Source organism: Kitasatospora sp. MAP5-34, from assembly GCF_029894335.1.
Lineage (GTDB): Bacteria > Actinomycetota > Actinomycetes > Streptomycetales > Streptomycetaceae > Kitasatospora.
Genome location: NZ_JARXZC010000020.1, coordinates 83,903 through 98,542 on the forward strand (window position 1 = coordinate 83,903; position 14,640 = coordinate 98,542).

General features: G+C 73.2%; 14 protein-coding genes. 4 read left to right on the forward strand and 10 right to left on the reverse strand.

Annotated elements, in window-relative coordinates; genetic code table 11:
• Positions 1-6: 6 nt before the first annotated feature.
• Both P3T29_RS18155 and hisD read right to left on the reverse strand, forming a co-directional pair.
• Entirely contained in the window at positions 7-1,155 is a 1,149-nt protein-coding gene (locus P3T29_RS18155; RefSeq protein WP_280717541.1) for a histidinol-phosphate transaminase, read from the reverse strand.
• Positions 1,152-2,459 (reverse strand): histidinol dehydrogenase, encoded by a 1,308-nt coding sequence (gene hisD, locus P3T29_RS18160; RefSeq protein ID WP_280717542.1) that lies wholly within the window; start codon positions 2,457-2,459, stop codon positions 1,152-1,154. The genes P3T29_RS18155 and hisD overlap by 4 nt, the downstream gene beginning before the upstream one ends.
• A 90-nt stretch (positions 2,460-2,549) precedes the next feature.
• On the opposite strand from hisD, the gene P3T29_RS18165 reads away from it, so the two are divergent.
• The 3 genes from P3T29_RS18165 to ybaK all read left to right on the forward strand — a co-directional run bounded on the left by P3T29_RS18165 (position 2,550) and on the right by ybaK (position 5,540).
• Complete coding sequence (locus P3T29_RS18165; protein ID WP_280717543.1) at positions 2,550-4,130, forward strand: oxidoreductase; 1,581 nt, start codon at positions 2,550-2,552, stop codon at positions 4,128-4,130.
• Positions 4,131-4,287: 157 nt separating this feature from the next.
• A complete protein-coding gene (locus tag P3T29_RS18170; RefSeq protein ID WP_280717544.1) occupies positions 4,288-5,016 on the forward strand; it encodes an LON peptidase substrate-binding domain-containing protein in 729 nt (242 codons plus the stop codon).
• A 38-nt stretch (positions 5,017-5,054) separates the two neighbouring features.
• Complete coding sequence (gene ybaK / locus P3T29_RS18175; RefSeq protein ID WP_280717545.1) at positions 5,055-5,540, forward strand: Cys-tRNA(Pro) deacylase; 486 nt, start codon at positions 5,055-5,057, stop codon at positions 5,538-5,540.
• Here ybaK and P3T29_RS18180 read toward each other — a convergent pair whose 3' ends face one another.
• The 6 genes from P3T29_RS18180 to P3T29_RS18205 form a co-directional block, all read right to left on the reverse strand.
• Positions 5,541-6,260: a DUF2567 domain-containing protein gene (locus P3T29_RS18180; protein WP_280717546.1), complete on the reverse strand. Its 720-nt coding sequence runs from the start codon at positions 6,258-6,260 to the stop codon at positions 5,541-5,543. It lies immediately after the preceding gene.
• Between the two features lie 26 nt (positions 6,261-6,286).
• Complete coding sequence (locus tag P3T29_RS18185; protein WP_280717547.1) at positions 6,287-7,084, reverse strand: ABC transporter permease; 798 nt, start codon at positions 7,082-7,084, stop codon at positions 6,287-6,289.
• On the reverse strand, positions 7,081-8,019 hold the full coding sequence (locus P3T29_RS18190; RefSeq protein WP_280717580.1) for an ABC transporter ATP-binding protein: 939 nt from the start codon (positions 8,017-8,019) through the stop codon (positions 7,081-7,083). Before P3T29_RS18190 ends, P3T29_RS18185 begins: the two co-directional genes overlap by 4 nt.
• Positions 8,020-8,174: 155 nt before the next feature.
• Positions 8,175-9,344, reverse strand: coding sequence for an NYN domain-containing protein (locus P3T29_RS18195; RefSeq protein WP_280717548.1), 1,170 nt, complete (start codon positions 9,342-9,344; stop codon positions 8,175-8,177).
• Positions 9,345-9,567: 223 nt separating this feature from the next.
• Entirely contained in the window at positions 9,568-10,596 is a 1,029-nt protein-coding gene (locus P3T29_RS18200) for an aspartate-semialdehyde dehydrogenase (RefSeq protein WP_280717549.1), read from the reverse strand.
• Positions 10,597-10,686: 90 nt separating this feature from the next.
• On the reverse strand, positions 10,687-11,568 hold the full coding sequence (locus P3T29_RS18205) for a dihydrodipicolinate synthase family protein (protein ID WP_280717550.1): 882 nt from the start codon (positions 11,566-11,568) through the stop codon (positions 10,687-10,689).
• Between the two features lie 71 nt (positions 11,569-11,639).
• On the opposite strand from P3T29_RS18205, the gene P3T29_RS18210 reads away from it, so the two are divergent.
• Positions 11,640-12,539 carry a LysR family transcriptional regulator gene (locus P3T29_RS18210; RefSeq protein WP_280717551.1) on the forward strand — a complete coding sequence of 300 codons (900 nt, stop codon included), beginning with the start codon at positions 11,640-11,642 and terminating at the stop codon, positions 12,537-12,539.
• 49 nt (positions 12,540-12,588) lie between these two features.
• Here the strand turns inward: P3T29_RS18210 and P3T29_RS18215 are convergent, their stop codons facing one another.
• Complete coding sequence (locus P3T29_RS18215) at positions 12,589-13,458, reverse strand: ABC transporter permease (protein WP_280717552.1); 870 nt, start codon at positions 13,456-13,458, stop codon at positions 12,589-12,591.
• Positions 13,458-14,429, reverse strand: coding sequence for an ATP-binding cassette domain-containing protein (locus P3T29_RS18220; RefSeq protein WP_280717554.1), 972 nt, complete (start codon positions 14,427-14,429; stop codon positions 13,458-13,460). The genes P3T29_RS18215 and P3T29_RS18220 overlap by 1 nt, the downstream gene beginning before the upstream one ends.
• Positions 14,430-14,640 lie beyond the last annotated feature (211 nt).

Sequence of the window (14,640 nt, forward strand, 5' to 3'; positions counted from 1 at the left end):
GCGGGTCTACAGCTCCTGAGTAGCAGTGCGCGCGGAGCGCGCTCCGGCAAGGGTGGTGGTGGGCGACGGGAGGGAGGTGCGGACGGCGTCCAGGAAGGCGTCGTTCTCGGCGGGCGTGCCCGCCGTGACGCGCAGCCGTCCGGGCACGCCGTTGTCGCGGACCAGGACGCCCCGGTCGAGGATCGCCTGCCACATGGCGTGGGTGTCGGCGAAGCGGCCGAACTGGATGAAGTTGGCGTCGGAGTCGGTGACTTCGAGCCCGAGGCCGCGCAGCGCGTCCACCAGCCGGTCGCGCTCGGCCTTCAGCCGCTCGACGTACCCGAGCAGGGTGTCGGTGTGCTCCAGGCAGGCGAGCGCCGTCGCCTGGGTGACGGCCGAGAGGTGGTACGGCAGCCGGACGAGCTGCACGGCGTCCACCACGGCCGGGTCGGCGGCCAGGTAGCCGAGCCGCAACCCGGCGGCGCCGAAGGCCTTGGACATCGTGCGGGTGACCACCAGGTGCGGGCGGCCTTCGAGCATCGGCAGCAGCGAGGCGCGGTGCGAGAACTCGACGTACGCCTCGTCCACGATCACCATGGTCGGCTTCACGGCCTGCGCGGCGTCGTAGAGCGCGAGCACGGTCTCGGCGGCGACGGCGGTGCCGGTCGGGTTGTTCGGCGAGCAGACGAAGACCACGTCCGGGCGGTGCTCGCGCAGCGCGACCAACGCGGCGTCGAGGTCGACGGTGAAGTCCTCGCGGCGCGGGCCGGAGATCCAAGTCGTGCCGGTGCCACGGGAGATGAGCGCGTGCATCGAGTACGAGGGCTCGAAGCCGAGCGCACTGCGACCCGGCCCGCCGAAGGTCTGCAGCAGCTGCTGCAGCACCTCGTTGGAGCCGTTCGCCGCCCACACCTGCTCGCGGGCGACGGCGAAGCCCGTCGTCCGGGTCAGGTACGCCGCCAGGCCCTCGCGCAGCTCGACCGCGTCGCGGTCGGGGTAGCGGTTGAGGTTGCGGGCCGCCTCGGCGACGCGCTCGGCGATCCGGGCGACCAGCGGCTCGGGCAGCGGGTACGGGTTCTCGTTGGTGTTCAGCTGGACGGGGACGTCCAACTGCGGTGCACCGTACGGGGACTGTCCGCGCAGCTCGTCGCGGATCGGGAGATCGTCAATGTTCACGAGCCGGGTACCGTCCAGTCGAAGCGGGCGCGGATGGCGTCACCGTGGCCGGGCAGGTCCTCGGCGTTGGCGAGGTTGACCACGTGCGCGGCGACGTCGGCGAGGGCCTCGCGCGAGTAGTCGACGACGTGGATGCCGCGCAGGAAGGACTGCACCGACAGACCGGACGAGTGGCAGGCACAACCACCGGTCGGCAGCACGTGGTTGGACCCGGCGGCGTAGTCGCCGAGCGAGACCGGCGCGTACGGGCCGATGAAGATCGCGCCCGCGTTGAACACCCGGGCGGCGACGGCGCGCGCGTCCCGGGTCTGGATCTCCAGGTGCTCGGCGGCGTACGCGTTGACGACGGCGAGGCCCTGCTCGAGGTCGTCCACCAGCACGATGCCGGACTGCCGCCCGCCGAGCGCCTCGGTGACGCGCTCGCGGTGCTTGGTCTTCGCCACCTGCGACGCGAGCTCGGCCTCGACCGCGTCGGCCAGCGCGAGCGAGTCGGTGACCAGCACAGAGGCGGCCATCGGGTCGTGCTCGGCCTGGCTGATCAGGTCCGCGGCGACGTCGCACGGCGAGGCGCTGTCGTCGGCGAGCACGGCGATCTCGGTCGGCCCGGCCTCGGCGTCGATGCCGATCCGGCCCTTGAGCAGGCGCTTCGCGGCGGCGACGTAGATGTTGCCCGGGCCCGTCACCAGGTTGACGCGGGCGCACTCCTCGGTGCCGTACGCGAACATCGCGATCGCCTGGGCGCCGCCCGCCGCGTACACCTCGGTGACGCCGAGCAGCGCGCAGGCCGCCAGGATCGTCGGGTGCACGGACCCGCCGAACGCCTTCTGCGGCGGCGACGTGACGGCGATGCCGGGCACCCCGGCCTCCTGCGCCGGGACGACGTTCATCACGACGGAGGACGGGTAGACCGCCAGCCCGCCCGGCACGTACAGCCCGACCCGTTCGACCGGCACCCAGCGCTCGGCGACCGTGCCGCCCGGCACCACCTGCGTGGTGTGGTCGGTACGGCGCTGCTCGCGGTGGACCAGCCGGGCGCGGCGGATCGACTCCTCCAGCGCGGCGCGCACCTTCGGGTCGAGCGTCTCCAGCGCGGCCTTGATCTCGGCCTCGGGGACTCGGGTGGTGGTCAGCGTCACGCCGTCGAAGCGTTCGGTGATCTCGATCAGCGCCGCGACACCGCGATGGCGTACGTCCTCGCAGATGGGCCGCACCTTCTCCAGGGCGGCTTCCACGTCGAACTCAGCTCGGGGCAGCACGTCACGCGGGTCATCGAGGGAGCCGCGCAGGTCGATTCGAGAGATCACAGAGCCAGTGTAAGGAGTAGCCGGAATCGCACGCCCCGCATTTCAGTCCGTGATACGACATGCGAGACGGATCACGCTCAGGGGGAGCTCATGACGGAACAACCGCCGGACGACTGGACACCGGTCGAGCAGGGGCTGTGGGAGGCGTTCCGGCAGGGCCGGACCTACGACCTGCGGACGGGCGACGAGGCTCTCGACCACATCACGGGCTCCGCCGACTGGCCGGAGGAGCGTACGGTCCGCGCCGAGACGCTGGCCCGGCTGCTGCTGGACGGCCCGGAGCCCGCACCCGGACGGGTGGCCTCGCTCAAACTCACCGGCGCGTACGTGACCGGACCGCTCTGGCTGGCGGGCGCGACCATCGGGCACTTCCTCGACCTCGCGCACTGCCGGTTCGAGGGGCGGGTGGTGTTCTCCGAGGCGCGGGCGGGCACGCTGCGCTTCGTCAGCTGCCTGATACCCCGGTTCGAGGCCTCCCGGCTCTCCACCGAGGGCGATCTGCACCTGGCCCGGTCCGTCGTGCCACACGGCATCAAGCTCACCGACGCCCGGATCGGCACCGACCTGCTGCTCAACCAGGCGACCGTCGGCTCCGACGCGTACGGCCGCGCCCTGGCCGCCGACGGGCTCACCATCAACCTCGACTTCGAGGCCGAACGGATGGACTCGCACGGCGAGGTCACCCTGACCAGCACCCGGATCGGCGGCCGCCTCTCGCTGCGCGGCGCCCAGCTGCACGCCCCCGCCCCGGACCGCAACTGCCTCAGCCTGGCCCGGATCAGTGTCGGCAGCACGCTCTACCTCGGCGGCTCCGCCGACGGCGGCTGGACGGACTCCTCCGCCAACTACGGCTACGGATACGGCGAGCACGTCCCGCCCGGCACCCCGGGCGTGCCGATGCGGGCCTACGGCGGGGTCCGGCTGGTCGACGGGCGCTTCGACAACGCCTGCGTGATCACCGACGCCGAGTTCCACCTCACCGACGACCAGGAACTCTCGCTGCGCCGCATCCAGACCCCCGAACTGCGCTTCACCTGCCCGGCCCCGAAGGGCGGCCGGGTCTCGCTCTCCCGCGCCAAGGTCGGCAACCTGGTCGACCACCCCGACAGCTGGCCCAGGAACGGCCGGGTCGGGCTCACCGGCTTCACGTACGAGTCGCTGCGGCCGGTGGTGCCCTTCAGCGTGCAGGAGCGGATCGCCTGGCTGGACGGCGCCCTCGGCGAGTTCCAGCCCGAGCCGTACGAGCAGCTGGCCGGCGTCCTGCGGCGGGACGGCCGGGACGAGGACGCCCGCGAGGTCCAGTACACCAAGGAGCGCCGCCGCCGGGCCACCCTGCCACTGCCCGGCCGGATCTGGGGCCGGCTCCAGGACGCCACCGTCGGCTACGGCTACCGGCCGGGACGGGCCGCCCTCTGGCTGCTGCTCGCCTGGGCGCTGGGCGCCGCGTACTTCAGCGGGCACCGCCCGCCCCCGCTGAAGGCCGACGAGGTGCCGACCTGGGACCCGCTGCTCTACGCCCTCTCCAAGGTGCTGCCGGTGGTCAACCTCAACCAGGACGGGTGGAACCCGGGCGGGACGGGCCAGTGGGTGGCGACCGGACTGGTGATCTCGGGCTGGGTACTGGCCACTACCGTGGTGGCGGGGGCGACCAGGATGCTGCAGCGCGGCTAGCGCCGCCACCAAGGGAGCGGCAGGGCAACGGTCCGTAGCTTCCGGTTTCGCGCACGCGTTGATCAAGCAGAGCCCCGCGCCCCTGGTGGTGGCTGGCCGAGGCGCCGGTCGAAAAGCCCGGCGCGCGGCAGGGCGTTCGACAACTACGCTGTGCGCCGTGACTGAACGGCTCCCGCTCTTCCCGCTCAACACGGTCCTGTACCCGGGTCTCGTGCTGCCCCTGCATGTCTTCGAGGAGCGCTACCGGAGGCTGGTCGGCGATCTGCTGGCCCGGCCGGAGGGCCTGCCGCGCCGTTTCGGGGTGCTGGCGATCAAGGACGGCCGTGAGGTCGCGCCGGTCCGCGAGCAGAACGGCCACGCCGGGCCGCTGGACGGGCTCGGCACCGCGACCGGCGATCCGCTGGAGGCGCTGCACCACGTCGGCTGCGTCGCGGACGTGACCGACGTCCAGGAGCTGCCGGACGGCCAGTACCGGCTGGTCGTCACCGGGACCACCCGGTTCCGGCTCCGCTCGGTGGAGACCGGCGGCCCGTACCTGACAGGCGACACCGAGCTGATCGAGGAGCGCCCGGGCGAGGGCGCCGGCGCTCTCGCCGCCGGGGTCGTGCGGGCCTTCCGCGCCTACCAGAAGCGCCTGGCGGGGGCCCGCGAGGCCAGCCTCGCCGGGGAGCAGGAGCTGCCCGCCGACCCGCAGGTGCTCTCGTACCTGGTCGCGGCGGCGGCGATCCTGCCCACCCCGGTCAAGCAGGAACTGCTGTCCTGCCCGGATACCGCCCAGCGGCTCACCACCGAACTGGCGCTGCTCCGCCGCGAGACCGCCCTCCTCGCCTGGCTGCCTTCGCTGCCGGCCCACGAACTGACCCGCCAGGCCTTCAGCCCGAACTAGGCCCTCACCAGCCAGGCCCGCACCAGGGAGTATGACGAATGGCGAAGAAGAAGGGCGGCGGCACACCCGCGACCGTCGCGCTGGAGGCGGCCGGGGTGCCGTTCACGGTGCACTCGTACGAGCACGACCCGGCGGCCGCCTCCTACGGCGGCGAGGCCGCCGAGGCGCTCGGGGTGGCTGCGGGGAGGGTGTTCAAGACCCTGGTCGCCGAGGTGGACGGCACGCTGACGGTCGGCGTGGTGCCGGTCTCCGGGCAGCTGGATCTCAAGGCGCTCGCGGCGGCGGTCGGCGGCAAGCGGGCGGCGATGGCCGACCCGGCGGCCGCCGAGCGCAGCAGCGGCTACGTGCTCGGCGGGATCTCCCCGCTCGGCCAGCGCCGGGCGCTGCGCACGGTGCTGGACGTGAGCGCGCTGGACCACCCGACGGTGTACGTCTCCGCCGGGCGGCGCGGTCTGGAGGTCGAGCTCGCGCCCGGTGATCTGGTCACGCTCACCAAGGCGCTGACTGCGGCGATCGGCCGCTGATCAGGCGGTCGGCTCGGGACGGTCCGCAGGGCGGTCCTCGGGAAGGTTCTCGGGGCGGTCCTCGGGACGGTTCTCCGGCAGGCTGTCCTGCCGTACCGGGCTGTCCTGCGGGCCCGCCCAGTACGGCGGCGGGTCCTCCTCGCGCTTGCCGAAGGCCGCCGACAGGGCCAGCAGCACCACCATCGCCGTTATCGGCCAGACCAGCAGGGCGCCGTGCGAGCCGAGTTGGATGGCGGCGCTGAAGTCGACGCCCAGTCCGGCGTGCTTGGCGTTGGCGAGCACGTTCGTGCTCGGGCCGAGCCACATGCCCAGCTTCCAGGCGATCACCGATCCGGCCAGGCCACCGGCCGCCAGACCGGCCGCCACCGAGATGCCGCCACCCCGGCGGCGGGTCAGCAGGAAGGCGACCAGCGCCGTCAGCAGACCGGCGCCGAGACCGAGCAGGACGAAGACGCTGTCCGCGCCCGCCCGCTGCTCGCCCTCCGGGTCCACGTACCGGATGGCGTCGGTGCCCGCCACGAGCATCACCCGGGGCGCCAGGTGGAACCAGAGCACCCCGACCAGCAGGCCGAGCAGCGCGCCGACCGCCGTGATCAGCAGCCCGATCAGGAGCTCCGGGAGCAGCGGGCGACGCGGCCGGGGCGCTTCGGGGAGGTACGAGGCCCCCTCGAAGCTGTCGGCTCTGGCGTCAGGACCCGCAGGTGTGTTCGGTACGGTCACCCGACCATCGTTTCATGACTCAAGAGTCAGCGTGTGGTCGCCCAGCGGTAGGCCCTGGTGGCGAGCGCCAGCGAGGCGAGCCCGACCACCGCGCAGACCGAGAGATCACCGACGACCGCCGCCCAGTCCGGCGACGCCGTGAAGGTCCGGGCGAACGCCTCGACCCCGTACGTGGAGGGCAGCAGATCGCGCAGCCAGCGGACCGCCTCCGGCAGGTGGGCCACCGGCAGGACGCCCAGCAGCAGCGCCGCCGACATGCCGAGCTGGCCCAGCAGCGTGGCGATCTCCTGGCGCGGCGCCAGCAGCCCGCAGGCCGCGCCCAGCCCCGCGAGCGCCGCGCCGGCGAGCGGCACGACGGCGAGCAGCACCCAGAGGTGCGCCCAGGGCAGTTCGAACATCCAGGCCCCGACCCCCGCCGTCACCAGCGCGCCGGGCAGGGTGAACGAGGCGTACGCGGCGGCCGTGCCGAGCACCACGGAGGCCGGCGGGACGGGCAGCGTCGCGTAGTGGTCCAGGCCGCCGGTGGCGCGGAGCCGGCCGAAGTACTGGGCGAGCAGGTTGAGCGCCACGAAGGCGACCACCAGCACGCTGGAACCCGCGACCACGGCGTGCGCGGCCGGGTTGTCGCCCGGGTCGACCACGCCGCGCATCATCACCAGGATGCCGAGCGACTGGAAGGTGGCGACGAAGAGCAGCGGGATCCGGGAGACCTTGGCCCGGGCCAGCTGCGCCCGGTAGACGGCGCCCAGCGCGGGCAGCAGCCGGGCGGCCGGGGCCAGCGGGGCGGCCGTGGTGACCGGCGGGGCTTCTTCGAGCAGCGTCACTTCGCCAGCCCTCCGTGTCTGCCGCCGAGCTTGAGGTACGCGTCCTCGAGGCTCGGGGTGGCCAGGGTGAAGTCGTCCAGGGCCGCGAACGCGGGGCCCGTGGTGACCGCCGCGACCAGCTCGCGGGCCTCTTCGGGGGTGGTGCGGACGGTCCAGCGGCGGCCGGTGCGCTCGGCGCGCTCGGCCAGCCGGGCGACGGCCGGGACCTCCACGGGGGCCTCCGTCCGCCAGACCAGGTCGAGCCGGACGTCACCGTCCACCAGGGCCTTCAGCCCACCGGGGGTGTCGCAGGCGATCACCCGGCCGTCGTCCACCACCGCGACCCGGTCGAGCACGGTCTCCGCCTCGATGACGTTGTGGGTGACCAGCAGGACGGTCGTCCCGCGCTCGGCCCGGCGGCGGTCGACGGCCGCCCAGACGGCGCGGCGGGCGACCGGGTCCATCCCGGTGGTCGGCTCGTCCAGCACCAGCAGCGGCCGCTCCCCCACCAGCGTGGCGGCGAAGCAGGCCAGGCGGCGCTGGCCGCCGGAAAGCTTGGCCAGCGGGCGGGCGGCGATCGGCTCCAGGCCGAGTTCGGTGAGCACGTCGGCGGTCTCGGCGCGGGCCTGGGCCCGGCTGAGCCCGCGCAGCTGCCCGGTGGTCTCGGCGGCCATCACGACGGTCAGCTCGTCCAGCGCGCTGGACTCCTGGCCGAGGTAGGCGAGCAGCCGGGCGGCCAGTTCGGGCCGGCGGACGATGTCGTGGCCGAGGATCTGCACACTCCCCCGGTCGGGCCGGAGCAGGCCGGTGAGCTGGCGGACCAGGGTGGACTTGCCCGCGCCGTTGGGCCCGAGCAGCCCGAAGACCTCACCGCACCGGATGTCCAGGTCGATGCCGTCGTTGGCCTTGATCTCGGTGGCCCCGCCGCGACTGCGGGTGCGGTAGGTCTTGGCCAGGTCTCGTACGGTGCAGCACTGCGGGGCGTGTTGGCCGGGCCCGCCGAGGCCGCCTTGCGGCGTGGCCCCTGGTGCCAGCCGGTCGGTGTCGCTCACGGTCGAAGACTCTACGCGCTGACCGGACGGATTCGGACAAGGGGGCTGCCGCCCCAGCGCTAGCTGTCCGTGAGGGCCAGTTCGCCGCCGGGGACGCGGGTGGCCAGTTCCTTCCAGAAGCCGGCTCTGATGGCGTAGCGGTCGTGCTCGTCGATCTGGTCGTCCTTGTGCGCGAGCAGCCCGAAGCGGGCCGCGTAGCGGAGCAGCTCGCCGTCGAGGCGGTGCGGGATGCGCGGGTAGTCGGTCCAGAGCAGGGCGAGGCGCTCCACCGTGCCGAGGCGGTCCATCCAGCGGCGGGCGAAGACGTGACCGACCTCGTGGGCGTCGCCGCCGATGGTGGTGATGTCCTCCTCGCGGTCGGCCCAGCGCTGCTCGGCGGAGGTGAGCTGGGCGAGCGTCGGCAGCAGGTCGGCGGGCGAGCAGGAGTCGGCCGAGGCGCCGGCCCGCTCCACCCAGCCGCGTTCGGAGGACCAGCGCAGGACGAGGGAGGTGGGCATGGGTGCGACCGTGCGGGAGGCGAGGTCCTTCGGGGTGGGCACGACCTTGAGTACGGCGGCGGGACCAGCCTGGGCTGCCGGCTCGGGCTCGGTGGCGGCCGGGCCGGGGCCGGGCGCGGGTGGCGCGGCCAGCAGGTCGGCCAGCTCGGCGCGCGGCCCGGGGGCGTGGAACTGCGCGGGCGCCTCGCGGACGCGTACCCAGCGCTCGATCCACTCGCGGTCGAGCACCCGGCGTTCGTCGGCCTCGCCGACCAGGTCCTCGGACTGGTTGAAGTCGCCGTCGGCGGCCTGCAGCGCCCACAGGTGGACGACCACGCCGTGCTCCTTGGCGGACATCATGCCGGGCAGCAGGTCGCCGTCCCCGGTGATCAGCACCACATCGGCGCAGGCCCGGTTGCGGGCCAGCTCGGAGAGTTCGGCGTGCATCGCCGCGTCCACGCCCTTCTGCACCCGGCGCCCCTCCGCACGGGTCAGCGCGCCCAGCCGGACGGTCACCCGGGGCAGCACCCGCAGCCGGCGGTGCTCGGGCAGCGGGCGGCGGTCGGGCGCGGCGTCGAACCAGTAGATCCGCAGCAGCGGCAACCCGGTCTCGGCCTCCGCGCGTTCGCGCAGCGCGGCGATCAGCACGGTGTGGTCGACCGTCACCCGCGAACGGGAGGGCTCCCCCGCGAGCAGACTGGCCGAGGCCCCCAGCAGGTATCCGGCGTCCACCAGGACAACGCAGCGGTCCACTTCCGCACCTCTTCTCCGGTCGGCCCCCGTCACCGGAGAGCCACACGGCGCTCCCGCAGGGGCTGCATGGGCGCCGGATCCCGGCCGCACGACCGTTGGGCACTCCTCTACCCTCCGCTGCGACGGTGAACCGTCCCAGCGGGTCCGGGCAGCTGCCGAAGTGCGCGGCACACCGGGTAACCGTCAGGGGTGCGGGGTGGGACCCCGCACCCCTGAACAGGTGTCAGCCCCGCAACTCCGCCGCGACCAGCTCGGCGATCTGGACGGCGTTCAGCGCCGCGCCCTTGCGGAGGTTGTCGTTGGAGAGGAACAGCGCGATGCCGTTGTCCACCGTCTCGTCGGCCCGGATCCGGCCGACGTACGAGGCGTCCTTGCCGGCCGCCTGCAGCGGGGTCGGGATGTCCGAGAGCTCGACGCCGGGGGCGTCCGCGAGCAGCTCGGCCACCCGCTCGACGCTGATCGGGCGGGCGAAGCGGGCGTTGATCTGCAGCGAGTGGCCGCTGAAGACCGGAACGCGGACGCAGGTACCGGAGACCTTGAGCTCGGGGATCTCCAGGATCTTGCGGCTCTCGTGGCGGAGCTTCTGCTCCTCGTCGGTCTCGAACGAGCCGTCGTCGACGACCGAGCCGGCCATCGGCACCACGTTGAAGGCGATCGGGCGCTGGTAGACGTTGGGCTCGGGGAACTCGACCGCCTCGCCGTCGAACGCGAGCTGGTCAGCGGCCTCGGCCACCTTGCACGCCTGGTTGTACAGCTCGGCGACCCCGGCCACGCCCGAACCCGACACCGCCTGGTAGGTGGTGGCGACCATCGCGGTCAGACCGGCCTCCTCGTGCAGCGGGCGCAGCACCGGCATGGCGGCCATGGTGGTGCAGTTCGGGTTGGCGATGATGCCCTTGGGGCGGTCGGCGATCGCGTGCGGGTTGACCTCGGAGACCACCAGCGGGACCTCGGGGTCGCGCCGCCAGGCCGAGGAGTTGTCGATCACGACCGCGCCCGCCGCGGCGACCTTCGGCGCCAGCGCCCTGGAGGTCGCGCCACCGGCCGAGAAGATCACGATGTCCAGGCCGGTGTAGTCGGCCGTGGCCGCGTCCTCGATGGTGATCTCGGTGTCCTCCCAGGGCAGCGTCCGCCCGGCCGAACGGGCCGAGGCGAACAGGCGCAGCTGCGTGACGGGGAACTTCCGCTCCGCCAGAATGCCGCGCACGACGCCGCCGACCTGCCCGGTCGCTCCTACGATGCCGATCCTCATCCGACTTCTCCTCCGGTGTTGTGCTCGTGGTGTCTGCCTGCTGGGGCCCGCGCCCTGCCCGCCGACGGCAACAGTGCCCATCATGCCTGTTCAGCCACCCAGGGCGACGAGGCATTCCAAGGCGTGGTCGACGGACGCCCGGCCTGCGGGAAGCAGCGGAAGCCTGACCGCCGCGCCGGGGATCCGGCCCTGGGCGTGCAGCACCCCCTTGACCACCGCCGGGTTGGGCTCGGCGAACGCCGCCCCGGCGAGCGCGGCGAGGCGGTGCCCGAGCTCGCGCGCCCGTATGGTGTCGCCCTGGTGCCAGGCGTCCACCAGCTCGACGAACCGCCCGGTGGCCAGGTGCGCGGAGGCCAGGATGCCGCCGGCCGCGCCCATCGCGAGCAGCGGCGACAGGTACAGGTCGTCCCCGGCCAGCACGGCGAAGTCCTCGGGCGCCGCGCCCAGCAGGCTGACGGTGTCCTGGTCGATCGCGCCCACCGCGAGCTTGACGCCCGCGACCTTCGGCAGCGCGGCGAGGCGCAGCAGGGTGTCGGCGCCGAGCGGCTGACCGGTGCGGTAGGGGATGTGGTAGATGATCAACGGGACGGGGCTGTGCGCGGCCAGGTACTCGAAGTGGGCCAGCACCCCGGCCTCGCCCGGGCGGCTGAACGACGGTACGGGCACCAGGGCGGCGTCCGCCCCGGCCAGCTCCTGGAGGGCCGCCGCGCCGCGCCGGGTGTCGCTGCCGCCGCCCGCGCCGACGATCAGCGTGGCCCCGCGCTCGCGGCAGACCCGGGTGCACACCTCGACGACCGTACGCCGCTCGTCGTCGTCCAGGGCGGCGGCCTCGGCCGTCGTCCCGAGCGCCACCAGGCCGACCGCGCCCTCGTCGAGCACCGCGTGGGCAAGTGCTTCGAGCGCGTGGGCGGCGAGGCCGCCGTCGGGGGTGAAGGGGGTGATCAGCGGGACGTGGATACCTCGGAGTTCCATGCACCGAGCGTGGCGGACCTGAACCGTGCAGGTCCAGTTCACATTTATGAGGCTTCTCGTAAGCTCTGCTTATGCTCGATGTCCGACGACTCCGCCTGCTGCGCGAACTGGCCCATCTGGGCACCATCGCCGCCGTCGCCGAGGCGCTCTCGTTCAGCCCGTCCGCCGTCTCCCAGCAGCTCTCGGTACTGGAACGGGAGGCCGGGGTACCACTGCTGGAGCGGACCGGACGCCGGGTCGCGCTCACCCCCGCCGGGCAGAACCTCGTCCGGCACGCCGAAGCCGTCCTGGAGCGGCTGGAGCAGGCGGGCGCCGAGCTGGCCCACGCCCGCCAGGGCCTCGGCGGACCGCTGCGGATCGGCACCTACCCCTCCGCCGCCCGGGCGATCATCCCCGCTGCCCTGGCCGCGCTCGGCCGCGAACACCCGGGCCTGGAGCCGATGGTGACGGAGGTCGACCCCGCCGTGGTCTCCGCCGCGCTGCGAGCCGGTGAGCTGGACGTCGCGCTCGTCCACGAGTACGACTTCGTCCCGCGCGACGAGGAACCCGGGCTGGCCACCGAGGCGCTCTTCACCGAACCGATGTACCTCGCCGCCCCGGCGGCCGGCACGATCGCCGACCACCACCACTCGCCCTGGATCATGGCCCCGCCCGGCACGCTCTGCCACACCATGACCCTCCGCGCCTGCCAGGCGGCCGGGTTCACCCCGAGGATCCGCCACCAGATCGACGACTTCGCGACCGTCCTGGCCCTGGCGGCGGGCGGTCAGGGCGTCGCCCTCGTCCCGTACCTCGGCAGCGCGGCGCCGCCACCGGGCGTCGTCCTGACCCGGATGCCGATGTCCCGCCGCACCCACACGGCGTTCCGTAGCGGGGCGGCCGCGCATCCGGCCGTCGCGGCGTTCACGTCGGCGCTGCGGAGTGCGGTGCCGCCCGCTCTTCAGGGACTGTCCGACCAGGGCTCTACGTAGGTGCACGGTTGCGCGCGCAGTTCCTCGCGCCCCTGGAGTCACCCCGTTCTCAGGAGAGCACCCGCCGGCGGAAGTTGCGCAGGCCGAGGGTGAGGAAGAGGGCGCAGAAGGCGGTCAGTACGGGGTAGATGGCGTACAGCGGCATGTGGGTGGTCTCGGTGAAGGCGGCCCGCATCCCCTCGGTGATGTAGATCAACGGGTTGGCCAGGACCAGGATCTGGAGCCAGTGGAAGCCGCCGAGGTGGACCAGGGAGAGCCTGGTCCACTGGTAGTAGGTGCCGCCGAGGAAGACCAGGGGCAGCACCACGAAGCCGAACATCACCCCGATGTTGCGGGGTTCGAAGCTGGTGCCGAGCAGCAGGCCGAGCGAGGTCATGGCGAGGCAGGCCAGCGGGACCAGGGTCAACACGATCCACCAGTGGATGCTGAGGTGGGCGTGCACGCCGGGCGCGTGGACGACGGCGGCGATCGGCAGCACGATCGCGGCCGAGATCGCGCCCTGGGTGGCGCCCGAGAGCACCCGGGCGACGGCGACCAGCCAGATCGGGCAGGGGGCCTGGACCCGGTCCTCGATCTCCCGGGTGTAGCCGAACTCCTGGGAGAGCTGGATGGCTACCGACTGGATGCCCTGGAACATGATGGAGATCGCCACCACGCCCGGCACCAGCACCGTGGCGAAGGCCGACTCCCCGGCCCGGCCGCCCCCGCCGCCCACGCCCTGGCCGATGAGCGGGAAGACGTACAGGAAGATGAACACCAGGAGGAACGGCTGCATGACGGTCCGCATGACGAACTCGCCGAAGTGCTTGCGCAGCACCAGCAGATCGCGCCGGATCAGCGCCCCGAGTGCCAGCCTCGCGGCGGCCTGGGCCGAACGCGGCGGGCGTACCGTGATCGTGCGTACCGCAGTCGTGGTCATCAGTCCCTCAGCTCCTTTCCGGTGAGGCTGATGAAGACCGTCTCCAGGGTGGTCCCGCTGACCGAGAGGTCGACCACGTCGAAGCCGTCGGACTCGGCGACCGAGACCACCCGGGGCAGCAGCCGGTCCGTCGCGGTGACCTGGAGTTCGACCCCGCCCTCGATCAGCCGGGAGCGGGCCGTCCCGTCGAAGGCCCGGGTCAGCCGCTCGGCCAGCGCCGCGCGGTCGCCCCGGCCCTGGACGGTCACCACGGTGTCGGCGTGCACCGTCTGCTTGAGGCCGGCGGGGGTGTCCAGGGCGAGCAGGCGGCCGTGGTCGATGATCGCCACCCGGTCGCAGAGCTGGTCGGCCTCCTCCATGTTGTGGGTGGTGAGCAGGATGGTCTGGCCGTCCGCGATCAGCCGCTCGAGGATCTCCCAGAGCGCGAGCCGGCTCTGCGGGTCGAGACCCGAGGTGGGTTCGTCCAGGAAGAGCACGGCCGGGCGGTGGCCGATCGCCCGGGCCACCATCAGGCGCTGCGCCATGCCGCCGGAGAGCGCGTAGACCGAGGCGTCGGCCCACTTGGCGAGGTGGAACCGCTCCAGCAGCTCGTCCGCGACCTGCCGGGCGCGCCGGGTGGACATCCCGAACAGCAACCCGTGGAAGTAGAGGTTCTCCCGGACGGTGAGCGAGCGGTCCAGGGTGTTCTGCTGCGAGACCACCGCGATGACCTGCTTGGCCAGCGCCGGCTGGGCCACCACGTCCACGTCACCGATCCAGGCCGAGCCCCCGGTGGGCACCACCCGGGTGGTGAGCATGCCGACGGTGGTGGTCTTGCCCGCGCCGTTGGGGCCGAGCAGACCGAAGAGTTCGCCGTGCCGGACGCTCAGGTCGAGCCCGTCGACGGCCGCGAAGTCCGCCTTCGGGTAGACCTTCGTGAGGCCCTCGGCCCGGATCACCACCGGGCGGTCGGGTGCCGCAGGTGCCGTCATGGGCCACCTCCCGTTCCCTCTATTCGAGCACTCCTCGGGATCCGGCGGAAATTGGCGCGCTACCCTCCCCGGGGGCCGTCCCGGCCGGGTGGACCCGCCGAGGCGGTACCGGAGCTGACGCCGGATCGGCGCAGCCGTACGATCTCCCGGTCAGCAGGCGCTCCGTACCCCGTCACCCGGACGGTCCAGCAGTTGCGCCGTAGTAAACGGG